The sequence below is a fragment of the Klebsiella quasivariicola genome (assembly GCF_002269255.1).
Classification (GTDB): domain Bacteria; phylum Pseudomonadota; class Gammaproteobacteria; order Enterobacterales; family Enterobacteriaceae; genus Klebsiella; species Klebsiella quasivariicola.
In genome coordinates, this window is sequence record NZ_CP022823.1 from 5474304 (window position 1) to 5498213 (window position 23910).

Consider the following 23910-nt stretch of genomic DNA (forward strand, 5'->3'; position numbering starts at 1 on the left):
ACCCTGTCTTTCCCTTAGCGTCCAACTATCCTTGTTACTTCCTTTTCCCTTCGAAACGTCTCCAAGACGCGCGTCATCCTGACAATCCTGTGGTCTTCGCCTCCTGGCGCTTCCTGACTCCTCGTCCTGAGTCCTAATCCTTTCAGCATCCCCGCCGTTGTGTATTACTTTACCTTGCTGACAAAAATCGACAACCAGTCTGGCCGTTAAAAATCCATTTTCAGATTTCTCTATTTTTATAATGTATTTATTTTCAGTAGGTTAATTGCAATTGGTCTCATTTTTCTCAGGTATGTCCTATACGAAGAATAGCCAATGTCTCACAAAGCGTATGGTTTTTACTTACAGAACCAGCGTGCGGTAAAAACAGCCTTTTTCTGCTGTTCAGGTATAATCCCTGCCATAGCCTGTTTTAACGGAGACGACCGTCTTGACCAACTGGAATTATCAACTGACGCACTTTGTCACTAGCGCGCCAGATATCCGCCATCTTCCTGCCGATACTGGTATTGAAGTGGCGTTCGCCGGCCGCTCCAATGCGGGAAAATCCAGCGCGCTGAATACGCTGACCAACCAGAAAAACCTGGCGCGCACCTCCAAAACCCCCGGACGTACGCAGCTGATTAACCTGTTCGAAGTCGCCGAAGGCAAACGCCTGGTCGACCTGCCCGGCTATGGTTATGCGCAAGTCCCGGAAGAGATGAAGATTAAATGGCAGCGCGCGCTGGGGGAATACCTGGAAAAACGTCTGTGCCTGAAGGGCCTGGTGGTCCTGATGGACATTCGCCATCCGCTTAAAGATCTCGATCAGCAGATGATCGAATGGGCGGTAGAGAGCGATATTCAGGTGCTGGTGCTGCTGACCAAAGCCGATAAGCTCGCCAGTGGCGCGCGTAAAGCGCAAGTGAATATGGTGCGAGAAGCGGTACTGGCCTTCAATGGCGATGTCCAGGTTGAACCCTTCTCTTCGCTGAAAAAATCTGGCGTGGATAAGCTGCGACAGAAGCTGGATAGCTGGTTTAACGAAATCCCGCCGCAAGAAGCTGTCGAAGACGCAGAGTAACCCCGCTTTTTCCGGATAACGGCGCTTAGCGCCCTATCCGGACGTTCATACTACGCAGTTTTAACTGTGTAAAACTTTTCTTTCGCGCAATAAAAAACGCCCCGGTCATAAATGACCGGGGCGGCTAAAATATTCAGCCAAATCCGATTACGTGAAGTAAAAGGTCTGAAAGATAGAACATCTTACCTCTGTACCCTACGCGAATAACTTTACTCTTCTTTCGCTCACGGATAAAGCATTTTTTGTAGTTTTTTTTCACTATTTACATAGCAAATTCAAATGATCCTCACAAAACTCTATAAGTTATGTTGCTTACTTACAGAAAATCGCTTTGTACTTTGTATACTTAGTGCGCTTGATCCCAATTTTCGCCGCTGCCCACTTCCACCAGCAACGGTACCGCCAGGGTGGTACTGTTCTCCATCAGTTCATGGATCTTCTTCGATACAGCATCAAGCTCATCCTTATGGACTTCAAAGACCAGTTCATCGTGAACCTGCATGATCATCCGCACGCGAGGTTGCTCCTTCCGCAGCCATTCATCAACAGCAATCATCGCCCGCTTGATAATGTCCGCTGCCGTCCCCTGCATTGGGGCGTTGATCGCCGCACGTTCCGCTCCAGCGCGACGGGCACCATTGCTGGATTTAATATCCGGCAGATAGAGTCGACGGCCATCCAGCGTTTCAACATACCCTTGCTCTTTCGCCTGAACGCGGGTGCGCTCCATATACTCCAGGACGCCCGGGTAACGCTCGAAATAAAGATCCATGTACTTCTGCGCTTCCTTACGCGGAATGTTCAGCTGGCGGGCCAGGCCGAAGGCGCTCATGCCATAGATCAGACCGAAGTTGATAGCTTTCGCACTGCGGCGCTGTTCGCTGCTGACGCTGTCCAGCGGTAAGCCAAACACTTCAGCCGCCGTCGCCCGGTGAATATCCTTACCTTCAGCAAAGGCGGTCAGCAGGCCTTTATCTCGTGACAGGTGCGCCATAATACGCAGTTCGATTTGCGAGTAGTCCGCTGAGACAATGACGTAATCTTCCGGCGCGATAAACGCCTGGCGAATACGTCGCCCTTCTTCGTTACGCACCGGAATATTTTGCAGGTTGGGATCGGTAGACGACAAACGGCCGGTAGCGGTAACCGCCTGATGATAGGAGGTATGCACTCGGCCCGTTTTAGGGTTAATCATCAGCGGCAGTTTATCGGTATAGGTGGACTTCAGCTTCGCCAACCCGCGGTACTCCAGAATCACTTTCGGCAACGGATAATCCAACGCCAGCTCTTCCAGCACCTCTTCAGAGGTGGACGGCGCGCCGCCCGGCGTTTTCTTCAGCGGCTTGATGCCCTGTTTTTCAAACAAGATCGTTTGCAGCTGTTTGGTGGAGGAGAGATTAAACGCTTCCCCGGCAATCTCATGCGCGCGCTGTTCCAGCTCTACCAGACGCTGAGCGATCTCCTGCGAATGCGCATGCAGCACGGCAGGGTCTATTTTCACGCCGTTGCGCTCAACCCGAGACAGCACCGGCACCAGCGGCATTTCGATATGCTTAAAGATATTCAGCGGACCTTCATGCTGCTGCAGCTTCGGCCACATCTTCAGATGCAGCTGGAGCGTGACGTCGGCGTCTTCCGCCGCGTAGCGACCAGCCTCTTCCAGCGCAATCTGGTTAAAGGTGAGCTGATTCTTACCCTTGCCGGCAATTTCTTCAAAGGTAATGGTTTTATGCTTCAGCCAGCGATCGGAAAGGCTGTCCATATCATGACGGCCCGCCACGCTGTCGAGGATGTAAGACTCCAGCATGGTATCGAATGCAATCCCGCGCAGCTCAATGTCGTAATTGGCCAAAATACCGCGATCGTATTTGAGATTTTGCCCGACCTTGAGCAGCTTCTCATCCTCCAGCAGCGGTTTAAGCAGCGCCAGCACACGCTCGCGAGGGATCTGATCCGGCGCATCAAGATAATCATGCGCCACCGGAACATAGGCGGCCACACCCGGCTCAACCGCGAATGAAAGGCCGACCATATTGGCGGAGATATTATCCAGGCTGTCGGTTTCCGTATCAAAGGCAAAAAGCGGCGCCTGCTTGAGCTTATCGATCCAGCTGAGCAGCGTGGCCTCATCAAGAATAGTGACATAATGCTCTGCTGAAAGGGCGGTGGCCGGTTCAACGTCTTCTGCTTGTGCCGCTGCAGGCTCTGCAGGTTTCGCAGCCGGTTTGCCGCCCTTCGCCTGTAGCCATTTCCCGGCCTCAACGTCGGTTGTCCAGCGCTTAAACTCATACTGTCTGAACAGCGCCAGCAAATCGTCAGCCGCCGGCGGCTGCACCTCCAGCTCTTCGCACGTGAGCTCCAGCTCGACATCGGTTTTAATGGTCGCCAGCTGATAAGAGAGATAAGCCACATCCTTGTTCTGCTCCAGCTTCGCCGCCATCGTTTTCGCGCCACGGAAGCTCAGTTCAGCAATTTTCTCCGGTTCCGCATACAGCGTATCGAGGCCACCAAGGCCTTGCAGCAGCGCCTGGGCAGTCTTTTCGCCCACGCCTGGTACGCCGGGAATGTTATCTGACGAGTCACCCATCAGCGCCAGGAAATCAATAATCAGCTCCGGCGGAACGCCATATTTGGTGACCACCTCATCAGGTCCAAGGATGGTGTTGGTCATGGTATTGATCAGGGTGATCCCCGGCGTCACCAGCTGGGCCATGTCTTTATCACCGGTGCTGATCAGCACCGGACGTCCCGCCCTTTCCGCTTCCCGCGCCAGGGTGCCAATCACATCGTCAGCCTCAACGCCCGGGACCGCCATCAGCGGTAACCCCATCGCTTTCACCATCTTATGCAACGGTTCGATCTGCGCACGCAGATCGTCCGGCATCGGCGGACGGTGAGATTTGTAGTGTTCGAACAATTCATCACGGAAGGTTTTCCCTTTCGCATCAAAGACCACGACGGCGTGGGTTGGTTGATACTGCAGGATCAAACTGCGCAGCATATTGAGTACGCCGTACATAGCCCCGGTCGGCTCCCCTGCGCTGTTAGTTAGCGGCGGAAACGCATGATATGCGCGATAAAGATAGGAGGAGCCGTCAACGAGGATGAGAGGGTTTTCTGGGATCTGAACCATAATTTCCGTGCCTGTTTATCAGATTATGGGTAAAGGATGCCACAGACGGGCATAAAATCCTGAATTTTTCCCGCAATTCGCGGAAAAGATTCCATGATCGTCGCGATCGCATGACAACTTTGCTTGTGGATAACTTTGTGTATAGTTTTACAGCGTCAGCTTATCCGCCCCTGAAAATAAATGAATAAATACTATTAATCTTTATATATCAGTTAATTAAAAACAGATCGACGGTCCTGGCATCCATTTGATGACCCAATGCTCCATGTGGATAGAAGATCCTTGTTTTTTTCTGTTCTGTTAAGACCCGTCATTTGCCGCGTTTTCTGGTAAAATCAGCCTCTTGCGCGGCTTAAAGGCGCTCTTTGTTAGCCTAACTTTCTGAATAAATTAACTATGTCGAGATTACTCGCTGCGATAACACTTCCGCTGAGTATCGCCTTAACCATCTTAGTCACCATTATCTGCTCTGTACCGATCATCGTCGCCGGGCTGATTAAACTGCTGGTCCCTATTCCTGCGGTATGGCGCTCTATATCCGTTTTTTGCAATTTTATGATGTACTGCTGGTGCGAAGGGCTGGCGCTGCTGTTACATCTCAATCCCTGGATTAAATGGGACGTCCAGGGGCTGGAAGGCTTGAACAAAAAAAACTGGTATCTGCTGATCAGCAACCACCACAGTTGGGCAGATATCGTGGTGCTGTGTGTGCTCTTTCGCAAACACATTCCGATGAACAAGTATTTCCTTAAACAACAGCTGGCGTGGGTACCGTTTATCGGGCTCGCCTGCTGGGCGCTGGATATGCCCTTTATGCGCCGCTATTCGCGCAGCTATCTGATTCGTCATCCGGAGCGCCGTGGTAAAGATGTCGAAACCACCCGTCGTTCCTGTGAGAAATTCCGTTCGCATCCAACAACTATCGTCAATTTCGTAGAAGGCTCGCGTTTTACCGAAGAAAAAAAGCGCGAAACGCGCTCTCCTTACCACAATCTTTTACCGCCGAAAGCCGCTGGTATCGCCATGGCGCTCAACGTACTCGGTTCGCAGTTCGATAAACTGCTGAACGTCACGCTGTGTTACCCGGAGAATAATACAAGACCGTTTTACGATATGTTAAGCGGCCGCCTGACGCGCATTGTAGTACGTATCAATCTGATCCCTATTGGTGAAGAGCTGCACGGCGATTACGTTAACGATAAGAACTTTAAGCGTAGTTTTCAGCGCTGGTTGAATGGGCTTTGGGAAGAGAAAGACCGACAGTTGACGGAGATTATGCGGGATAAAGGAAAGTAGCCATTGCAAATGCAGGTAAAGTAACGCCGGTCAGTGACCGGCGTTTTTTTTATTTCTTCTCAACCAGTTGCTTCACGGTATCCGCATACTGAGCGACGAAGACATCCATATTGCTGGTGTCCATCCCCTGCGGGTTCAGCTGGTATTTACCATTAACATACATAGCCGGTACCCCCTGCAACTGCAGATCGGCTGCCGCTTTCTCTTGCTGAGCGACCAGAGATTTCACCACGAAGCTGTTCCATGCGGCATCGTAGTCTTCTCCTTTCACACCCGCATCAACGAATACTTTACGAATGTCGGCCACGCTCTGCACGGTCTGGGTTTTCTGCACGGCTTCGAACATCGGCGCAGTAATTTTATCTTCAACGCCCAGCGCGACGGCCACCGCCCATGCCTGCGTCAGATCCTTGCCCAGAGGGCCCAGGAACTCAACGTGGTATTTGGTCATTTTGGTGCCTTCCGGCAGTTTCTGCCGCACACTGTCAGAGACATGCAGTACTTCTTCAAACTGGTAGCAGTGCGGGCAGTAGAATGAAAAGAACTCGAGCACCTGCGGCTCGCCAGCAACCGGCTTATCAAGGGTGATGTACTGCTTGCCGTCGGTGATCTGGGCAGCGGATGCACTAAAAGCCAGAATCATACCAGCCAGCGCCAGCCAAACTTTTTTCATGATTTACTCTCTCCTGGATATATCACATTAATACATTGGCGTTAACTGAAGCGGGGGTTCCTGTAGAACCTTCACCTGCTCAAGAAAAGTCGACGTCTGTCCCCGCCAGTAATCCTCCCCGGTTAACCAGGGGAAATTGACCGGAAAAGCGGGATCGTCCCAGCGTCTGAGCAACCACGCCAGATAATAAACCAGTCGCATGGCGCGTAAAGGTTCAATAAGCGCGATTTCATCGCTGTTAAAGGGGCTGAATTCCTCATAGGCCTCGACGATGGTCTCCAGCTGCATACGCTGTTCAGCCTTATCGCCGTTGAGCAGCATCCACAGGTCCTGAATCGCCGGGCCAGTGCGCGCATCGTCTAAGTCGACAAACAGCGGTCCATCGCGCCAAAGGATATTGCCTGCATGGCAGTCACCATGCAGGCGCAACGTGTTCCCGCAGCCGTGCCATTGCGCTATGACGGCAGCAATGAGTTTATCGGTCGCCTTCAGGAAATCGGCTTTCAGGCCTGAGGGGATAAGCGTCGACTGTTCAAACACCTGGCGCGGTTCCAGCAGGTACTCCTGCACGCCAATCTCCGGGCGGGCAGTAAAGCGCTGTTTGCGGCCAGTCTGGTGCAAACGCCCCAGATAGCGGCCAACCCACTCCATCTGATCAAGGTTATCCGCTTCGAACTGACGGCCGCCAAGGCTTGGAAAAACGGCAAAGTAGAATCCCTGATGCTGATGAAGCGTGCTGTCATTAAAAAAGAGCGGCGCAGCAACGGGCACTTCATCTTCTACAAGCTGAAGCGCAAACTGGTGTTCTTCAAGGATCTGTTCTGCGGACCAGCGCTCAGGACGATAGAACTTCACTACATAGCGATGACGCTCTTCGTCCTGGAACTGATATACGCGGTTCTCATAGCTATTCAGCGGGGTGAGACCGGAGTCCACCCGCATACCCAGATCGAATAACCCATCGATAATGGTATCCGGGCGAAGCGTCTGAAAAGTAAAAGCCTTATCGTGCATCCTGACATCCGATAATCGTACGAATAGTTCAGGATATCATCTCATTGCGTTTTACGCGGCAGCGCTTACAACCTTTTACTCTTTTATTACCCCGCGGGCGCGCAGCAGCGCGGTTTTAAAGTCCTCTTCATAATCCTTCTGAATACCCGGAATGACGGCATCTTTGGAAGAATCGCGCATCTTCAGGTGATAGATCAGAATATCGTCGGAAAGATCGCTCAGTTCGCCATCATAGCCGGCCTCTTTCGCCAGCTTCTGCAAAAATTGCATCAGGTTCAGTTCAGGCTCTTTTTGCCAGGCTGGCTGGAGGAGTTCAATTACTTCATTCAGACGTTTACATTTCATGGTCATGCTCCTTACTCTTGATAGGGACAAGTTAACAGGGTCAATCCCACAATGAAAGAGGCGATATTCATATGCAAAGCGAGGCAATAACCGGCGTCGTGCTGGCGGGCGGCAGAGCCACGCGAATGGGCGGTATTGATAAAGGATTACAGTTGTTAAATGGCCGCCCTCTTTGGCGTCACGTCGCGGAGACATTAGCCCCGCAGGTAGATGCGCTAGTCATTAGCGCCAACCGTCATCTTGAGCAGTGGCATGCCAGCGGCTATCCGATCTTTCGCGATACACAAGAGGGTTATCCGGGGCCACTGGCCGGCATGCTTGCCGTGATGCAGCAGGTCGCAAGTCCCTGGTTTGTTTTTTGCCCCTGCGACACCCCCTTCATTCCAACATTTCTAGTTGAGCGCTTTATCCAGCAGAGAGGTGTTGCACCAGTGGTTTGGGCCCATGACGGCGAACGGGATCATCCCGCCGTTGCGCTCGTGCATCGACAAATCATACCAGACCTCGAGGCCTACCTTACCAGTGGAGAACGCCGGGTAATGGTCTTTATGCGTCAGGTGGGTGGAAGCCCGGTGAATTTCAGCGATGTGAAATCAGCGTTCATCAATGTAAATACGCTTGAGGATTTGCAGCAGATGCAGGAGCCGTCATGATCCCATTACTGGCGATAGCCGCCTGGAGCGGTACCGGAAAAACAACATTATTAAAGCGTCTTATCCCTGAGCTCTGCGCTCAAGGATTGCGCCCGGGGCTGATAAAGCACACCCATCATGACATGGACGTGGATAAGCCGGGCAAAGATAGTTATGAACTTCGTAAGGCGGGCGCTGCGCAAACCATTGTCGCCAGCGAACAGCGCTGGGCGTTGATGACCGAGACGCCAGAGAAGTCGGAATTAGATCTCTCGTGGCTGGCCAGTCGAATGGATGCCAGCAAACTGGACCTGGTTTTAGTGGAGGGGTTCAAACATGAACCCGTGCCTAAGATCCTGCTTTTTCGGCAAAACAGTGGCCATTCTGTAGAAGAGCTGATGATTGATGAGCATACCCTTGCCGTGGCCAGCGATATGCCGATCGCGACATCGCCTCCGCTGCTGGATTTAAATGATGTTCCACAGATCGCGACATTTATTATCAGCTGGTTAGCGAAGCAGTAGCAGGTATTCAGGCGATATTTTTCCCGGAGGCGGTGCTGCGCACCTTGTCCGGGCTACGGATCCGTAGCCCCGGTAAGCGCAGCGCCACCGGGGGGACATACCCCACACCGCAAAAAACCCCGCACCTTTCGGGACGGGGTTCTTGTTAAAACGCAAAAACAAAAAGCTCAGTCTTCCGACTGAGCTTTCTGCTTTATTTGATGCCTGGCAGTTCCCTACTCTCACATGGGGAGACCCCACACTACCATCGGCGCTACGGCGTTTCACTTCTGAGTTCGGCATGGGGTCAGGTGGGACCACCGCGCTAGTGCCGCCAGGCAAATTCTGTTTTATCAACACGTCTCACGGACGCATCGATTAATCTGTATCAGAGCTGAAAATTCTCTCAATTCCGCCAAAACATCTTCGGCGTTGTAAGGTTAAGCCTCACGGTTCATTAGTACCGGTTAGCTCAACGCATCGCTGCGCTTACACACCCGGCCTATCAACGTCGTCGTCTTCAACGTTCCTTCAGGAGACTTATAGTCTCAGGGAGAACTCATCTCGGGGCAAGTTTCGTGCTTAGATGCTTTCAGCACTTATCTCTTCCGCATTTAGCTACCGGGCAGTGCCATTGGCATGACAACCCGAACACCAGTGATGCGTCCACTCCGGTCCTCTCGTACTAGGAGCAGCCCCCCTCAATTCTCCAGCGCCCACGGCAGATAGGGACCGAACTGTCTCACGACGTTCTAAACCCAGCTCGCGTACCACTTTAAATGGCGAACAGCCATACCCTTGGGACCTACTTCAGCCCCAGGATGTGATGAGCCGACATCGAGGTGCCAAACACCGCCGTCGATATGAACTCTTGGGCGGTATCAGCCTGTTATCCCCGGAGTACCTTTTATCCGTTGAGCGATGGCCCTTCCATTCAGAACCACCGGATCACTATGACCTGCTTTCGCACCTGCTCGCGCCGTCACGCTCGCAGTCAAGCTAGCTTATGCCATTGCACTAACCTCCTGATGTCCGACCAGGATTAGCTAACCTTCGTGCTCCTCCGTTACGCTTTGGGAGGAGACCGCCCCAGTCAAACTACCCACCAGACACTGTCCGCAACCCCGATAAGGGGCCAACGTTAGAACATCAAACATTAAAGGGTGGTATTTCAAGGTTGGCTCCACGCAGACTGGCGTCCACGCTTCAAAGCCTCCCACCTATCCTACACATCAAGGCTCAATGTTCAGTGTCAAGCTATAGTAAAGGTTCACGGGGTCTTTCCGTCTTGCCGCGGGTACACTGCATCTTCACAGCGAGTTCAATTTCACTGAGTCTCGGGTGGAGACAGCCTGGCCATCATTACGCCATTCGTGCAGGTCGGAACTTACCCGACAAGGAATTTCGCTACCTTAGGACCGTTATAGTTACGGCCGCCGTTTACCGGGGCTTCGATCAAGAGCTTCTCCTTACGGATAACCCCATCAATTAACCTTCCGGCACCGGGCAGGCGTCACACCGTATACGTCCACTTTCGTGTTTGCACAGTGCTGTGTTTTTAATAAACAGTTGCAGCCAGCTGGTATCTTCGACTGGTCTCAGCTCCGTCCGCAGGGACTTCACCTACACACCAGCGTGCCTTCTCCCGAAGTTACGGCACCATTTTGCCTAGTTCCTTCACCCGAGTTCTCTCAAGCGCCTTGGTATTCTCTACCTGACCACCTGTGTCGGTTTGGGGTACGATTTGATGTTACCTGATGCTTAGAGGCTTTTCCTGGAAGCAGGGCATCTGTCACTTCAGTACCGTGGTACCTCGTCATCACACCTCAGCCTTGATTATCCGGATTTGCCTGGATAACCAGCCTACATGCTTAAACCGGGACAACCGTCGCCCGGATGACATAGCCTTCTCCGTCCCCCCTTCGCAGTAACACCAAGTACAGGAATATTAACCTGTTTCCCATCGACTACGCCTTTCGGCCTCGCCTTAGGGGTCGACTCACCCTGCCCCGATTAACGTTGGACAGGAACCCTTGGTCTTCCGGCGAGCGGGCTTTTCACCCGCTTTATCGTTACTTATGTCAGCATTCGCACTTCTGATACCTCCAGCAGCCCTCACAGGCCACCTTCACAGGCTTACAGAACGCTCCCCTACCCAACAACACATAGTGTCGCTGCCGCAGCTTCGGTGCATGGTTTAGCCCCGTTACATCTTCCGCGCAGGCCGACTCGACCAGTGAGCTATTACGCTTTCTTTAAATGATGGCTGCTTCTAAGCCAACATCCTGGCTGTCTGGGCCTTCCCACATCGTTTCCCACTTAACCATGACTTTGGGACCTTAGCTGGCGGTCTGGGTTGTTTCCCTCTTCACGACGGACGTTAGCACCCGCCGTGTGTCTCCCGTGATAACATTCTTCGGTATTCGTAGTTTGCATCGGGTTGGTAAGTCGGGATGACCCCCTAGCCGAAACAGTGCTCTACCCCCGAAGATGAGTTCACGAGGCGCTACCTAAATAGCTTTCGGGGAGAACCAGCTATCTCCCGGTTTGATTGGCCTTTCACCCCCAGCCACAAGTCATCCGCTAATTTTTCAACATTAGTCGGTTCGGTCCTCCAGTTAGTGTTACCCAACCTTCAACCTGCCCATGGCTAGATCACCGGGTTTCGGGTCTATACCCTGCAACTTAACGCCCAGTTAAGACTCGGTTTCCCTGCGGCTCCCCTATACGGTTAACCTTGCTACAGAATATAAGTCGCTGACCCATTATACAAAAGGTACGCAGTCACACCCGAAGGTGCTCCCACTGCTTGTACGTACACGGTTTCAGGTTCTTTTTCACTCCCCTCGCCGGGGTTCTTTTCGCCTTTCCCTCACGGTACTGGTTCACTATCGGTCAGTCAGGAGTATTTAGCCTTGGAGGATGGTCCCCCCATATTCAGACAGGATACCACGTGTCCCGCCCTACTCTTCGAGTTCACAGCCTGTGCATTTTGGTGTACGGGACTATCACCCTGTACCGTCGGACTTTCCAGACCGTTCCACTAACACACAAGCTGATTCAGACTCTGGGCTGCTCCCCGTTCGCTCGCCGCTACTGGGGGAATCTCGGTTGATTTCTTTTCCTCGGGGTACTTAGATGTTTCAGTTCCCCCGGTTCGCCTCGTTAACCTATGTATTCAGTTAACGATAGTGTGACGAATCACACTGGGTTTCCCCATTCGGACATCGCCGGCTGTAACGGTTCATATCACCTTACCGACGCTTTTCGCAGATTAGCACGTCCTTCATCGCCTCTGACTGCCAGGGCATCCACCGTGTACGCTTAGTCGCTTAACCTCACAACCCGAAGATGTTTCACTTCTGATTGCGAAAATTTGAGAGACTCGAACACACTTAAACAGTGTGTCGTTTCAATTTTCAGCTTGATCCAGATTTTTAAAGAGCAAATATCTCAAACGTCACCCGAAGATGAGTTTTGAGATATGTCGGCACGCGTCTTTCACTCACGAACCAGCAAGTGGCGTCCCCTAGGGGATTCGAACCCCTGTTACCGCCGTGAAAGGGCGGTGTCCTGGGCCTCTAGACGAAGGGGACACTGAAGTCTCAATCGCAAGACGCCTTGCTTCTCTACTTTCATCAGACAATCTGTGTGAGCACTACAAAGGCAGGTTCTTTAAGGTAAGGAGGTGATCCAACCGCAGGTTCCCCTACGGTTACCTTGTTACGACTTCACCCCAGTCATGAATCACAAAGTGGTAAGCGCCCTCCCGAAGGTTAAGCTACCTACTTCTTTTGCAACCCACTCCCATGGTGTGACGGGCGGTGTGTACAAGGCCCGGGAACGTATTCACCGTAGCATTCTGATCTACGATTACTAGCGATTCCGACTTCATGGAGTCGAGTTGCAGACTCCAATCCGGACTACGACATACTTTATGAGGTCCGCTTGCTCTCGCGAGGTCGCTTCTCTTTGTATATGCCATTGTAGCACGTGTGTAGCCCTGGTCGTAAGGGCCATGATGACTTGACGTCATCCCCACCTTCCTCCAGTTTATCACTGGCAGTCTCCTTTGAGTTCCCGGCCTAACCGCTGGCAACAAAGGATAAGGGTTGCGCTCGTTGCGGGACTTAACCCAACATTTCACAACACGAGCTGACGACAGCCATGCAGCACCTGTCTCACAGTTCCCGAAGGCACCAATCCATCTCTGGAAAGTTCTGTGGATGTCAAGACCAGGTAAGGTTCTTCGCGTTGCATCGAATTAAACCACATGCTCCACCGCTTGTGCGGGCCCCCGTCAATTCATTTGAGTTTTAACCTTGCGGCCGTACTCCCCAGGCGGTCGATTTAACGCGTTAGCTCCGGAAGCCACGCCTCAAGGGCACAACCTCCAAATCGACATCGTTTACGGCGTGGACTACCAGGGTATCTAATCCTGTTTGCTCCCCACGCTTTCGCACCTGAGCGTCAGTCTTTGTCCAGGGGGCCGCCTTCGCCACCGGTATTCCTCCAGATCTCTACGCATTTCACCGCTACACCTGGAATTCTACCCCCCTCTACAAGACTCTAGCCTGCCAGTTTCGAATGCAGTTCCCAGGTTGAGCCCGGGGATTTCACATCCGACTTGACAGACCGCCTGCGTGCGCTTTACGCCCAGTAATTCCGATTAACGCTTGCACCCTCCGTATTACCGCGGCTGCTGGCACGGAGTTAGCCGGTGCTTCTTCTGCGGGTAACGTCAATCGATGAGGTTATTAACCTCACCGCCTTCCTCCCCGCTGAAAGTGCTTTACAACCCGAAGGCCTTCTTCACACACGCGGCATGGCTGCATCAGGCTTGCGCCCATTGTGCAATATTCCCCACTGCTGCCTCCCGTAGGAGTCTGGACCGTGTCTCAGTTCCAGTGTGGCTGGTCATCCTCTCAGACCAGCTAGGGATCGTCGCCTAGGTGAGCCGTTACCCCACCTACTAGCTAATCCCATCTGGGCACATCTGATGGCATGAGGCCCGAAGGTCCCCCACTTTGGTCTTGCGACGTTATGCGGTATTAGCTACCGTTTCCAGTAGTTATCCCCCTCCATCAGGCAGTTTCCCAGACATTACTCACCCGTCCGCCGCTCGTCACCCGAGAGCAAGCTCTCTGTGCTACCGCTCGACTTGCATGTGTTAGGCCTGCCGCCAGCGTTCAATCTGAGCCATGATCAAACTCTTCAATTTAAGTTTGATGCTCGTGAATTAAACTTCGTAATGAATTACGTATGTTCACTCAGAGACTTGGTATTCATTTTTCGTCCGAGGACGTTAAGAATCCATGTCACTTTGAGTGCCCACACAGATTGTCTGATAAATTGTTAAAGAGCAGTGCCGCTTCGTTTTTCGCTGCGGCGCGGGGTGTGCATATTACACTTTCCCGCTGCAGAGTCAAGCATTTATTTTTGCTTTTCTCTGCGAGGTTCTCACCGGAACCCCGCTGACCCGGCGGCTTGCTTGCCGTTGTTCCGTGTCAGTGGAGGCGCATTATAGGGAGTAATTCTGAAGTGACAAGGGGAAATACAAAAAAACTTTCCAACCGTCTCTTTTTTCAACAACGCGGCGAGGAAAGTCGCAAAAAACCACCGTTTTGCCGTTTTAACCGACGAAACGAGGCACCTGGTGGCATACTGTTAGAGTAGAGAAAAGAAAGGAACGGCATTTATGTCTTTAAGCGCACAGCAGCTGGCGGCACAAAAGAACATCTCCTGGGTACTGGCCGAGAAGCTTGCCCAAAAAATCCTGACTGGCGAATATCAGCCGGAAAGCATTCTTCCCGGTGAAATGGAGTTGGGGGAGCAGTTTGGCGTAAGTCGTACTGCCGTCCGTGAAGCGGTGAAGACGCTCACGGCGAAAGGCATGTTGTTGCCCCGTCCTCGCATTGGCACCCGGGTGATGCCTCGCAGTAGCTGGAACTTCCTTGATAAAGAGTTGCTCTCCTGGTGGCTAACAGAAGATAACTTTGAAGAGGTGGTGAGCCACTTTCTTGTCATGCGCAGCAGCCTGGAGCCTCAGGCCTGTTTTCTGGCCGCCGCTCACGGTACCGCTGAACAGAAAGCGCAGCTCAATACCTTAATGGAAGAGATGATTGCCTTGAAACGTCATTTTCAGCGCGATCGCTGGATAGAAGTCGATATGGCCTGGCATGAACATATTTATGAAATGAGCGGTAATCCTTTCCTCAGCTCATTCGCCTCTCTGTTTCATTCGGTCTACCACACCTACTTCACATCAATTACGCAAAATGAAGTGGTGAAACTCGATCTCCACCAGGCGATTGTCGATGCCATTCTCAATAGTGATGCGCCTGGCGCCATGCTCGCCTGCCAGGCATTGTTGAACGCCCCTCACCCCGTAAATCAATAACAAGGAATTGGCATGAGCGGAAAAAAAGGGCGCAGCATGGCCGGCCTGCCGTGGATCGCGGCGATGGCCTTCTTTATGCAGGCGCTGGATGCAACCATTCTCAACACCGCCCTCCCGGCTATCGCCCATAGTCTTAACCGTTCTCCCTTAGCAATGCAGTCAGCCATTATCAGCTATACGCTGACGGTGGCGATGCTGATCCCGGTCAGCGGCTGGCTGGCCGATCGCTTCGGCACGCGCCGGGTCTTTATTATTGCTGTTAGCTTGTTCACTTTGGGGTCCCTCGCCTGCGCCCTCTCCAGTTCATTAATGGAGCTGGTCATTTTTCGGGTGATTCAGGGGATCGGCGGAGCGATGATGATGCCGGTGGCGAGGCTGGCGCTGCTGCGCGCCTATCCCCGCAGCGAACTGTTGCCGGTCCTCAACTTTGTCACCATGCCGGGACTGGTGGGACCGATTCTGGGCCCGGTACTCGGCGGGGTATTTGTCACCTGGGCCAGCTGGCATTGGATTTTCCTGATAAACATTCCCATCGGCGTGATTGGCATTCTGTACGCCCGTAAATACATGCCAAATTTCACAACGCCGCGCCGGCGCTTCGATGTAAGCGGTTTTCTGTTATTTGGCTTAAGCCTGGTACTGTTTTCCAGCGGTATTGAACTGTTTGGGGAAAAAATCGTGGCGACATGGTTGGCGCTGGCCGTAATTGCCGTCAGCCTGATACTGCTCCTGGCGTATGTTCGCCACGCGCGCCGCCATCCGGCGCCGCTGATCTCGCTCTCTTTATTTAAGACACATACGTTCTCGGTCGGCATCGCCGGCAACCTCGCCACACGGTTGGGTACCGGCTGTGTACCGTTTCTGATGCCGCTGATGCTGCAGGTTGGCTTCGGCTATCCGGCCATTATCGCCGGCTGTATGATTGCCCCTACCGCTATCGGCTCCATTATTGCGAAATCTACCGTTACCCAGGTGCTGCGCTGGTTTGGCTATCGTAAGACCCTGGTGGGGATCACGGTATTTATTGGCCTCATGATTGCTCAGTTCTCACTGCAGTCACCAGAGATGCCGCTGTGGATGCTTCTTCTGCCACTGTTTGTGCTGGGGATGGCGATGTCCACGCAGTTTACCTCGATGAATACCATTACGCTGGCCGATCTGACGGATGACAATGCCAGCAGCGGCAACAGCCTGCTGGCGGTAACCCAGCAGCTTTCAATTAGTCTCGGGGTGGCCATCAGCGCAGCGGTGCTGCGCTTCTATGAAGGTTTTGACAACGCCAGCACGGTACAGCAGTTTCACTACACCTTTATTACCATGGGCGTGATAACCATCATATCGGCGCTAATGTTTATGCTGTTAAGAGCGAAAGATGGCCGCAACCTGATTAGCGAGCGGCACAAACGCTAAGCGGAACCGCGAACCACCAGCTCCGGCGTTAACTGAACGCGCTGCTGTTTTTGCTGCGGATCGGCCATTCGATGGATCAGCACATCGATGGCCAGTTCTCCCAGCTCATCTTTTGGCTGGTGAATGGTGGTCAACGGCGGCGTCATATAGCGTGCCAGTTCAATATCATCGTAGCCCACCAGCGCCATGTCCTGCGGGATCTGCAAACCGGCCTGGTACAACGCCTGATAAGCGCCAACCGCCATGGCATCGTTGCCGACAAACACCGCCTGCGGCCGCTGCGGCAAAGCCAGCAGCTGCTGCATCGCGCTAAACCCGCCGCCAAACTCAAAATCACTGGTCACCACGTATCCGTCGGCAACCGGCAGGCCGCAGCGCGCCATCGCAGCATGGTAACCTTCAAGGCGCAGACGCGCCGGGGTTTTATCCAGCGGGCCGGCAATACAGGCAATGCGCGAATACCCCTGGTCAATCAGATACTGGGTCGCCATATCGCCGCCAAGCAGCGAGTTATCCTGAATCAGATCGCTATCGCCATCAAAGGGGGCCCAGTCCATCATGACCGTCGGTACCGACGGATAACGCTGCATGATTTCCGGAGAGGGCTGATGAGTCTCTGTGCACAGCAGAAGTAATCCATCGACGCGTTTTTGCATCAGCGTCTCCAGATTGCGATTCATTCGCTGCTCATCACCTTCCGTATTACAGAGTACAAGACTATAACCCCGCTCAAAACAGCTGCGCTCCACGCCCCGCACCAGCTCCGAATAAAACGGATTGGTACTGGCGGTGATGAGCATGCCGATGGTACGGGTTTGATTAAGCTTGAGGCTACGCGCCAGCGCAGAGGGGGCGTAGTTGAGGCTTTTGATCGCGGCGTCTACTTTGGCGGTAATTGCCTCGCTGACAAAGCGGTCCTTATTGATGACGTGTGACACCGTCGATGTGGAAACGCCCGCGACGCGGGCCACATCTTTCATCGTAGCCAAGCATTACCCCTGTTGCGCTAAAAATTCATCAATCTCTGTGCGCCACGGCACGGACGGCTGCGCGCCTTTGCGGGTCACGGCAATCGCCGCCGCGGCATGGGCAAAGCGGATCGCGTCTGGCAGGGAAGTCCCTTCCAGCAACGCGGTCACCAGCGCGCCGTTAAAGGTATCACCGGCCGCGATAGTATCAATGGCCTGCACCCGAAAGCCCGGGATCCGCCGGCTTTCGCCTTCGGCACTGAGCCAGACGCCGCGGCTGCCAAGGGTGATCATCACGGTGCCAATGCCCTTGGCATGCAACACCCCGGCGGCTTTTGCCGCATCCTCGTCGCTTTCAACGCGAATACCGGTCAGCTTTTCCGCTTCGGTTTCGTTAGGGGTAATGATATCCACCAGCGCCAGTAACTCGTCTGAGAGTTCACGCGCAGGCGCGGGATTCAGCACCACGGTGGTCTGATGGTGATGGGCGATTTTCGCCGCTGCCAGCACGCTCTCCAGCGGTGACTCCAGCTGCATTAACAATGCCTGAGCGCTGGCGATACGTTCTTTTTCCGCCTCCACCTGAGCGACGGAAAGCGCCGCATTGGCGCCGGCATGAATACCGATGACATTCTCACCTTCGGCGTTAACGAAGATTAACGCCACGCCGGTCGCTTCCCCGGCGACCGCGCGCACAGGCGCCACGTCGATTTTATCGCTCGCCAGCTGGCAACGGATACGCTCGCCAATATCGTCATCGCCAGTACAGGCGATAAACGCGATATCCGCTCCGCTGCGCCCGGCGGCCACCGCCTGGTTGGCCCCTTTACCACCGAACGCCACCTGATAATGGTGGCCGGTGACGGTCTCACCCGGCGTCGGGAAAGCGTCAAGGTTAAGAATGTGATCGGCATTGATACTGCCAAGGACGACAAGTTTGCCTGCAGTTTTCATCGTTTCGGTTCCCGGGAAAGCGCGCCACCGGGATCCGGTGGCGCATGCCCTGCTTTTCTTTTTTTATATTGTCCCTCGGACTGTTGCCAGTCCGAATCGCATATTACTGCTTAACGACCAGTTTCAGCTCAACCGGGTAGTTAGCCTCCACTTTTTCGCCCTTCAGTACCTTATCGGCAGTCTCAACGCCTTTCGCGCCGATCTGCTCCGGCAACTGTGCGACGGTCGCCGCCAGTTTGCCACTGTTTACTGCTTTTTCGCCATCTGGAGTGCCGTCAAATCCAACCACCATCACATCGGACTTGCCTGCGGTCTGCAGCGCGCGCAGGGCGCCCAGCGCCATTTCATCATTTTGCGCGAACACTGCCTGAACGTCAGGATGTGCGGTCAGCAGGTTCTGCATCACGTTCAACCCCTTGGTACGGTCGAAATCAGCCGGCTGGCTGGCCAGGACGTTGAACTTGTGCGCCGCCACAGCCTGTTTGAAGCCTTCGCCGCGCTCGCGCGCCGCAGAAGTCCCGGCAATGCCCTGCAGCTCAATGACTTTCGCACTTTCACCCACTTTTTTCGCGATGTAATCGCCAGCCATTTTTCCGCCCTGCACGTTGTCAGACGCAATGTGGCTCACGACATCGCCTTTTGTCGCCTGACGGTCAAGGGTGATGACCGGGATTTTCGCCTGGTTTGCCATCTTCACGGCGTTGCCGACAGCATCAGAGTCGGTTGGGTTGATCAGCAGCAGCTTGGCGCCGCGCACCGTTAAATCCTGGACGTTCGCCAGCTCTTTCGCCGGGTTGTTCTGGGAATCCAGCACCACCAGGTTGTAGCCCAGCTTGTCAGCTTCTTTTTGCGCGCCGTCTTTCAGCGACACGAAGAACGGGTTGTTGAGGGTAGAGATAACCAGAGCGATGGTGTCTTTGGCCATCGCGTTCGCGCTAACGGTCGCACTTAGCGCAACAGCAGAGACCAGGGTCGCCAGTTTTTTCATATTCATAGTTAAGATGTCCTGTAGAGTTCTCAGTTACTGCTTTTTGTTATCTACCAGTACCGCCAGCAAGATCACCACCGCTTTAACGATCATCTGGTAATAGGAAGAAACGCCTAAAAGATTAAGACCATTATTCAGGAAGCCGAGGATCAGCGCGCCTATCAGGGTGCCGACAATCCGCCCTTTGCCACCCGCCAGGCTGGTGCCGCCGAGCACCACCGCCGCAATGGCATCCAGCTCATAGCCTGTCCCGGCCGTCGGCTGCGCAGAGGAGAGGCGCGCCACTTCGATGATCCCGGCCAGCGACGCCAACATACCGCACAAGGCGTAGACGATAATTTTGACTTTATTGACGCTGATCCCGGACAGACGCGTCGCCGCTTCATTACCACCCAGGGCGTAAATATATCGGCCCAGCCGAGTATGGTGCAGCATGTACCAGGCCGCCAGGAAGACAATCGCCATGATCCATACTGGCGTCGGGATCCCCAGCGGGCGCCCGATACCAAACCAGCCAAACAGATCGGCGTTATCGCTAAAGCCGGTGTTGATCGGACTGCCGTTGGTGTACACCATGGTTACGCCGCGCAGCAGCAGCATCATCACCAGAGTGGCGATGAAAGCCTGCACGCGGCCTTTCGCCACAATCACCCCGGTGACTGCGCCAATCGCCGCCCCCAATGCGAGGGCGGCAGCGACCGCCACCAGCGCATTCACCTCAATGCCAACGATCGACGCCGCCACTGCACCGGTGAGCGCCAGCAGGGAACCGACGGACAGGTCGATTCCCGAGGTCAGTATGACCAGCGTCATCCCTACCGCCATGATGGCGTTAACGGAGGTCTGTTGCAGGATATTGAACAGGTTATTGACGGTAAAAAAGTTGGGGCTCATGGTCGACACCACCGCGATCAGCACCAGCAGGGCAATCAGCGATTTTTGCTCCATCAGCCACGCTTTCGTGAAATAACGGCGACCAGTAACAGCCTGGGTAGTCATCTTTTTTACTCCTGATTCACACGGTTAAGCTTGCCCACAGCGGCAGCCATCAATACTTCCTGGGTGGCCTGCTCGCGTGTGAATTCACCGCCGAGATGCCCTTCATGCATCACTATGATGCGATCGCTCATGCCCATCACCTCCGGCATCTCGGAGGAGACCAGAATGATGCTCAGGCCATCGGCTTTGAACTGATTGATGAGCTGGTAGATCTCTTTCTTCGCCCCGACGTCGACGCCGCGGGTCGGTTCATCGAGGATCAGCACCTTTGGTCGGGTCATCAGCCCGCGGGCAATGGCGACCTTTTGCTGGTTGCCGCCGGAAAGCAGGCCGATCGCCTGCTCCATGGACGGCGTTTTCACGTTAAACAGCCGGATGAAATCACTCACCGCCTGCTGCTCATCTTTATGCTTGAGACTACCGCCCGCCCGGCTGAAGTAGCGCAGCGCGGTCAGGGACATGTTTTCTTTGACCGACATCCCGAGTACCAGGCCATCGCGCTTACGGTCTTCGGAGATATAGACAATACCGTTCGCCAGGCCATCCTGCGGCGAGCGGGTAACCACTTCATGGCCATCCAGCGTCACGGCGCCGCTGCTGCGCGGCAGCGCGCCGTACAGCACTTTCATCAGTTCAGTCCGCCCGGCGCCCATCAGCCCGGCAACGCCAAGGATTTCCCCCTGGCGCAGAGTAAAGGTCACGTTTTCCACACCCGGGCCGCAGAGATTATCGACCTTCAGGCGTATCGCGCCCGGCGCCTTATCGAGATGCGGATATTGATCTTCCAGCTTACGGCCAACCATCATTTCGATCAGTCGATCTTCATCCAGCGAGGAGACTTCGCGTTCGGCGATAAACTGCCCGTCGCGGAACACGGTGACGTCGTCGCAAATCTCAAAGATCTCTTTCATACGGTGGGAGATATAGACGATGCCGCGCCCCTGCGACTTCAGTTCGCGGATGACGCGGAACAACGATTCGGTTTCGGTATCGGTCAGCGCATCGGTCGGCTCATCCATAATGATGACCTTCGATTCAAAGCTCAGCACTTTGGCGATCTCCACCATTTGCTGATCGCCAATCGACAGATCGCCCACCAGCTTCTGGCTGTTAAAGCGTAAATTCAGCTTCGCCAGCAGCTTGTCGGCTTCGGCATACATCTGCTTCCAGTCGATTTTGCCAAAACGGTTCACGAACTCACGACCGAGGAAGATGTTCTCGGCGATCGTCAACTGCGGGATCAGGTTCAGTTCCTGGTGAATGATGCCGATCCCGGCTTCCTGGGAGGATTTTGGGCCATTAAAGGTGGTTTCTTTGCCCAACCATAATAAAGCGCCTGCATCGCGGGTATAGATCCCGGTCAGCACTTTCATCATGGTGGATTTACCAGCGCCATTCTCACCCACCAGCGCCATCACCCGGCCGGGGTAAACATTCAGTGAGGCACCGGAGAGCGCCTTGACGCCAGGGAACGCTTTATCGATCCCTTTTAGTTGCAATAAGGCTTCCATGACGGCGACCTCAGAACGTAACGCCGGCACAGAGAATGATATTCGCAAACGGGGAACACTCCCCGCTGCGAATTACCGCCTGACTGTCTGCGGTTTGTTTTTTGAACTGCTCATGACTGGTGTAACGAATTTCAATGGTATTTCCCTGGTGCTGCTGCAGCTGCTCAAGGTGGTTGAGCAACGTCGCGTGGAGCTGCGGATTATGGGTTTTAATCTCTTCCGCGATAACAGCCGCTTCAACCTGCATTTCCGTCGTCACCACTTCCAGTACCTGCATAAAGGAAGGTACGCCCTGGGTTAGCGCCATATCAATGCGCGTGCTGCTGCGGGGAACCGGTAATCCGGCATCGCAGACCACCAGCGTATCGGTGTGGCCCAGGCGGGAGATGACCGCGGAAATATCAGCGTTAAGTACGGTGCCTTTTTTCATTTTCTCTTTTGCTCCACTAGCGAAACGTTTCGCTAAAATAATTATTATCAATGTGTGAGCAGAAAACCATCACAAGAAGAGAGAAATGTGATCGCCATCGAAACGTTTCGCGAGGCAGAGACAGGACGTGACAGCCAGAGTGAGAAACAAAAAGCCCTTCGCAATGGGAGTAATGCCGATCAGTTAAGGATCAGTTGATCGATCCAGTGGCTGTGTAAGAATCCGGAAATGCTCACCCGTTTCCGGATTTTTTTATGCACATTGGACAGGCTCTTGATCTGGTATCCCGTTACGATTCTCTGCGTAACCCACTGACTTCTCTGGGCGACTATCTGGACCCGGAACTCATTTCCCGCTGTCTGGCCGAAGCCGGTACCGTCACCCTGCGCAAGCGTCGCCTGCCGCTGGAAATGATGGTCTGGTGCATTGTCGGCATGGCGCTTGAACGTAAAGAACCCCTTCATCAGATCGTCAACCGTCTGGACATCATGCTGCCGGGCAGTCGTCCCTTCGTCGCCCCCAGCGCGGTGATCCAGGCCCGTCAGCGTCTGGGAAGCGAAGCCGTCCGCCGCGTATTCTCGCAGACAGCACAGCTCTGGCATAACGCCACGCCGCATCCACACTGGTGCGGCCTGACCCTGCTGGCCATTGATGGTGTGTTCTGGCGCACACCGGACACACCAGAGAACGATATCGCCTTCCCCCGCCAGACGCATGGCGGAAACCCGGCACTCTACCCACAGGTTAAAATGGTCTGCCAGATGGAGCTGACCAGCCATCTGCTGACGGCAGCAGCCTTCGGCACGATGAAAGACAGCGAAAATGCGCTCGCGGAGAAACTTATAGAGCAAACCGGCGATAACACCCTGACGCTAATGGATAAAGGCTATTACTCACTGGGTCTGCTGAACGCATGGAACCAGGCGGGAGAACACCGGCACTGGCTGATCCCTCTGAAAAAAGGCGCGCAGTACGAAGAGGTCAGAAAACTGGGTAAAGGCGACCACCTGGTGAAGCTGAAAACCAGCCCGCAGGCACGAAAAAAGTGGCCGGGTCTGGGAAATGAGATGACAGCCCGCCTGCTGACCATCACGCGCAAAGGAAAAGTCTGCCATCTGCTGACGTCGATGACGGACGCCATGCGCTACCCCGGCGGGGAAATGGCGGATCTGTATAGCTATCGCTGGGAAATTGAGCTGGGTTACCGGGAGATAAAGCAGACGATGCAACTGAGCAGGTTGACACTGAGAAGTAAAAAGCCGGAGCTTGTGGAGCAGGAGTTGTGGGGCGTGTTGCTGGCTTATAATCTGGTGAGATATCAGATGATTAAAATGGCAGGGCAACTGAAAGGATACTGGCCAAATCAGCTGAGCTTCTCAGAGTCCTGCGGGATGGTGATGCGGATGCTAATGACGTTGCAGGGCGCTTCACCGGGTCGTATCCCGGAGTTGATGCGTGATCTTGAAAGTATGGGGCAGTTAGTCAAGTTACCGATAAGGAGGGAAAGGGTCTTCCCAAGGGTGGTGAAAGAGAGGCCTCAGAAATACACCACCGCCCTGAGAAAGGGCCAGTCAGTTGCTTAACTGACTGG

The 23910-nt window shown here is 53.9% G+C and carries 18 protein-coding genes, 1 tRNA gene and 3 rRNA genes; 7 read left to right on the forward strand and 15 right to left on the reverse strand.

Annotated elements, in window-relative coordinates; genetic code table 11:
* The first annotated feature begins 430 nt into the window (after positions 1-430).
* Complete coding sequence (gene yihA / locus B8P98_RS27535) at positions 431-1063, forward strand: ribosome biogenesis GTP-binding protein YihA/YsxC (RefSeq protein WP_002882734.1); 633 nt, start codon at positions 431-433, stop codon at positions 1061-1063.
* Positions 1064-1196: 133 nt separating this feature from the next.
* Here yihA and B8P98_RS32160 read toward each other — a convergent pair whose 3' ends face one another.
* Both B8P98_RS32160 and polA read right to left on the reverse strand, forming a co-directional pair.
* A complete protein-coding gene (locus tag B8P98_RS32160; RefSeq protein WP_071892919.1) occupies positions 1197-1244 on the reverse strand; it encodes a spot 42 RNA, inhibition of DNA synthesis in 48 nt (15 codons plus the stop codon).
* A 165-nt stretch (positions 1245-1409) separates the two neighbouring features.
* A complete protein-coding gene (gene polA / locus B8P98_RS27540) occupies positions 1410-4196 on the reverse strand; it encodes a DNA polymerase I (RefSeq protein WP_025710902.1) in 2787 nt (928 codons plus the stop codon).
* A gap of 396 nt (positions 4197-4592) precedes the next feature.
* Between polA and B8P98_RS27545 the strand changes: the two genes are divergently transcribed.
* Complete coding sequence (locus tag B8P98_RS27545) at positions 4593-5492, forward strand: acyltransferase (RefSeq protein ID WP_025710901.1); 900 nt, start codon at positions 4593-4595, stop codon at positions 5490-5492.
* Between the two features lie 49 nt (positions 5493-5541).
* On the opposite strand, the gene dsbA is transcribed toward B8P98_RS27545, so the two are convergent.
* From dsbA to B8P98_RS27560, 3 genes are all read right to left on the reverse strand, one after another.
* Entirely contained in the window at positions 5542-6165 is a 624-nt protein-coding gene (gene dsbA, locus B8P98_RS27550) for a thiol:disulfide interchange protein DsbA (RefSeq protein WP_025710900.1), read from the reverse strand.
* 27 nt (positions 6166-6192) lie between these two features.
* The gene (locus B8P98_RS27555; protein WP_025710899.1) at positions 6193-7179 is read right to left on the reverse strand and encodes a serine/threonine protein kinase; all 987 of its coding nucleotides are present in this window, start codon (positions 7177-7179) and stop codon (positions 6193-6195) included.
* Positions 7180-7254: 75 nt separating this feature from the next.
* A complete protein-coding gene (locus tag B8P98_RS27560; RefSeq protein ID WP_002882612.1) occupies positions 7255-7524 on the reverse strand; it encodes a YihD family protein in 270 nt (89 codons plus the stop codon).
* Positions 7525-7595: 71 nt separating this feature from the next.
* On the opposite strand from B8P98_RS27560, the gene mobA reads away from it, so the two are divergent.
* Together mobA and mobB are read left to right on the forward strand one after the other, a co-directional pair.
* On the forward strand, positions 7596-8177 hold the full coding sequence (gene mobA / locus B8P98_RS27565; RefSeq protein ID WP_025710894.1) for a molybdenum cofactor guanylyltransferase MobA: 582 nt from the start codon (positions 7596-7598) through the stop codon (positions 8175-8177).
* On the forward strand, positions 8174-8680 hold the full coding sequence (mobB, locus tag B8P98_RS27570) for a molybdopterin-guanine dinucleotide biosynthesis protein MobB (protein ID WP_025710892.1): 507 nt from the start codon (positions 8174-8176) through the stop codon (positions 8678-8680). The genes mobA and mobB overlap by 4 nt, the downstream gene beginning before the upstream one ends.
* A 202-nt stretch (positions 8681-8882) precedes the next feature.
* Here mobB and rrf read toward each other — a convergent pair.
* The 4 genes from rrf to B8P98_RS27595 all read right to left on the reverse strand — a co-directional run bounded on the left by rrf (position 8883) and on the right by B8P98_RS27595 (position 13880).
* Positions 8883-8998, reverse strand: a 5S ribosomal RNA gene (gene rrf, locus B8P98_RS27580).
* 97 nt (positions 8999-9095) lie between these two features.
* A 23S ribosomal RNA gene (locus B8P98_RS27585) occupies positions 9096-11997 on the reverse strand.
* Positions 11998-12179: 182 nt separating this feature from the next.
* Positions 12180-12255: transfer RNA gene (locus tag B8P98_RS27590), tRNA-Glu, on the reverse strand.
* An 85-nt stretch (positions 12256-12340) separates the two neighbouring features.
* A 16S ribosomal RNA gene (locus B8P98_RS27595) occupies positions 12341-13880 on the reverse strand.
* Together the 16S, 23S and 5S rRNA genes with 1 tRNA gene alongside form the textbook arrangement of a ribosomal RNA operon.
* 477 nt (positions 13881-14357) lie before the next feature.
* On the opposite strand from B8P98_RS27595, the gene B8P98_RS27605 reads away from it, so the two are divergent.
* Both B8P98_RS27605 and mdtD read left to right on the forward strand, forming a co-directional pair.
* Complete coding sequence (locus B8P98_RS27605) at positions 14358-15059, forward strand: FadR/GntR family transcriptional regulator (protein ID WP_025711386.1); 702 nt, start codon at positions 14358-14360, stop codon at positions 15057-15059.
* A gap of 12 nt (positions 15060-15071) precedes the next feature.
* Complete coding sequence (mdtD, locus tag B8P98_RS27610; RefSeq protein WP_025711385.1) at positions 15072-16469, forward strand: multidrug transporter subunit MdtD; 1398 nt, start codon at positions 15072-15074, stop codon at positions 16467-16469.
* Here mdtD and rbsR read toward each other — a convergent pair.
* The 6 genes from rbsR to rbsD all read right to left on the reverse strand — a co-directional run bounded on the left by rbsR (position 16466) and on the right by rbsD (position 22319).
* Positions 16466-17458 (reverse strand): ribose operon transcriptional repressor RbsR, encoded by a 993-nt coding sequence (gene rbsR, locus B8P98_RS27615; RefSeq protein ID WP_025711384.1) that lies wholly within the window; start codon positions 17456-17458, stop codon positions 16466-16468. The two genes, mdtD and rbsR, sit on opposite strands and share 4 nt — an antisense overlap.
* Positions 17459-17461: 3 nt before the next feature.
* A complete protein-coding gene (gene rbsK, locus B8P98_RS27620) occupies positions 17462-18391 on the reverse strand; it encodes a ribokinase (RefSeq protein ID WP_025711383.1) in 930 nt (309 codons plus the stop codon).
* Between the two features lie 103 nt (positions 18392-18494).
* The gene (rbsB, locus tag B8P98_RS27625; protein WP_012969238.1) at positions 18495-19385 is read right to left on the reverse strand and encodes a ribose ABC transporter substrate-binding protein RbsB; all 891 of its coding nucleotides are present in this window, start codon (positions 19383-19385) and stop codon (positions 18495-18497) included.
* Between the two features lie 27 nt (positions 19386-19412).
* A complete protein-coding gene (rbsC, locus tag B8P98_RS27630) occupies positions 19413-20378 on the reverse strand; it encodes a ribose ABC transporter permease (RefSeq protein ID WP_008806709.1) in 966 nt (321 codons plus the stop codon).
* A gap of 5 nt (positions 20379-20383) precedes the next feature.
* On the reverse strand, positions 20384-21889 hold the full coding sequence (rbsA, locus tag B8P98_RS27635; protein WP_095033600.1) for a ribose ABC transporter ATP-binding protein RbsA: 1506 nt from the start codon (positions 21887-21889) through the stop codon (positions 20384-20386).
* A 10-nt stretch (positions 21890-21899) separates the two neighbouring features.
* Positions 21900-22319 carry a D-ribose pyranase gene (rbsD, locus tag B8P98_RS27640; RefSeq protein ID WP_025711381.1) on the reverse strand — a complete coding sequence of 140 codons (420 nt, stop codon included), beginning with the start codon at positions 22317-22319 and terminating at the stop codon, positions 21900-21902.
* 254 nt (positions 22320-22573) lie between these two features.
* On the opposite strand from rbsD, the gene B8P98_RS27645 reads away from it, so the two are divergent.
* Positions 22574-23902 carry an IS4 family transposase gene (locus B8P98_RS27645; RefSeq protein WP_080896980.1) on the forward strand — a complete coding sequence of 443 codons (1329 nt, stop codon included), beginning with the start codon at positions 22574-22576 and terminating at the stop codon, positions 23900-23902.
* Positions 23903-23910: the final 8 nt, after the last annotated feature.

Bases quoted from the DNA above. Each gene is read 5' to 3' on its own strand.
- rbsD (WP_025711381.1), bottom strand. From the start codon at position 22,319: ATGAAAAAAGGCACCGTACTTAACGCTGATATTTCCGCGGTCATCTCC.
- rbsB (WP_012969238.1), bottom strand. From the start codon at position 19,385: ATGAATATGAAAAAACTGGCGACCCTGGTCTCTGCTGTTGCGCTAAGT.
- dsbA (WP_025710900.1), bottom strand. From the start codon at position 6,165: ATGAAAAAAGTTTGGCTGGCGCTGGCTGGTATGATTCTGGCTTTTAGT.
- B8P98_RS27645 (WP_080896980.1), top strand. From the start codon at position 22,574: ATGCACATTGGACAGGCTCTTGATCTGGTATCCCGTTACGATTCTCTG.
- mobA (WP_025710894.1), top strand. From the start codon at position 7,596: ATGCAAAGCGAGGCAATAACCGGCGTCGTGCTGGCGGGCGGCAGAGCC.
- mdtD (WP_025711385.1), top strand. From the start codon at position 15,072: ATGAGCGGAAAAAAAGGGCGCAGCATGGCCGGCCTGCCGTGGATCGCG.
- rbsC (WP_008806709.1), bottom strand. From the start codon at position 20,378: ATGACTACCCAGGCTGTTACTGGTCGCCGTTATTTCACGAAAGCGTGG.
- rbsA (WP_095033600.1), bottom strand. From the start codon at position 21,889: ATGGAAGCCTTATTGCAACTAAAAGGGATCGATAAAGCGTTCCCTGGC.
- rbsK (WP_025711383.1), bottom strand. From the start codon at position 18,391: ATGAAAACTGCAGGCAAACTTGTCGTCCTTGGCAGTATCAATGCCGAT.
- polA (WP_025710902.1), bottom strand. From the start codon at position 4,196: ATGGTTCAGATCCCAGAAAACCCTCTCATCCTCGTTGACGGCTCCTCC.
- mobB (WP_025710892.1), top strand. From the start codon at position 8,174: ATGATCCCATTACTGGCGATAGCCGCCTGGAGCGGTACCGGAAAAACA.
- B8P98_RS27605 (WP_025711386.1), top strand. From the start codon at position 14,358: ATGTCTTTAAGCGCACAGCAGCTGGCGGCACAAAAGAACATCTCCTGG.
- B8P98_RS27560 (WP_002882612.1), bottom strand. From the start codon at position 7,524: ATGAAATGTAAACGTCTGAATGAAGTAATTGAACTCCTCCAGCCAGCC.
- B8P98_RS27545 (WP_025710901.1), top strand. From the start codon at position 4,593: ATGTCGAGATTACTCGCTGCGATAACACTTCCGCTGAGTATCGCCTTA.
- B8P98_RS27555 (WP_025710899.1), bottom strand. From the start codon at position 7,179: ATGCACGATAAGGCTTTTACTTTTCAGACGCTTCGCCCGGATACCATT.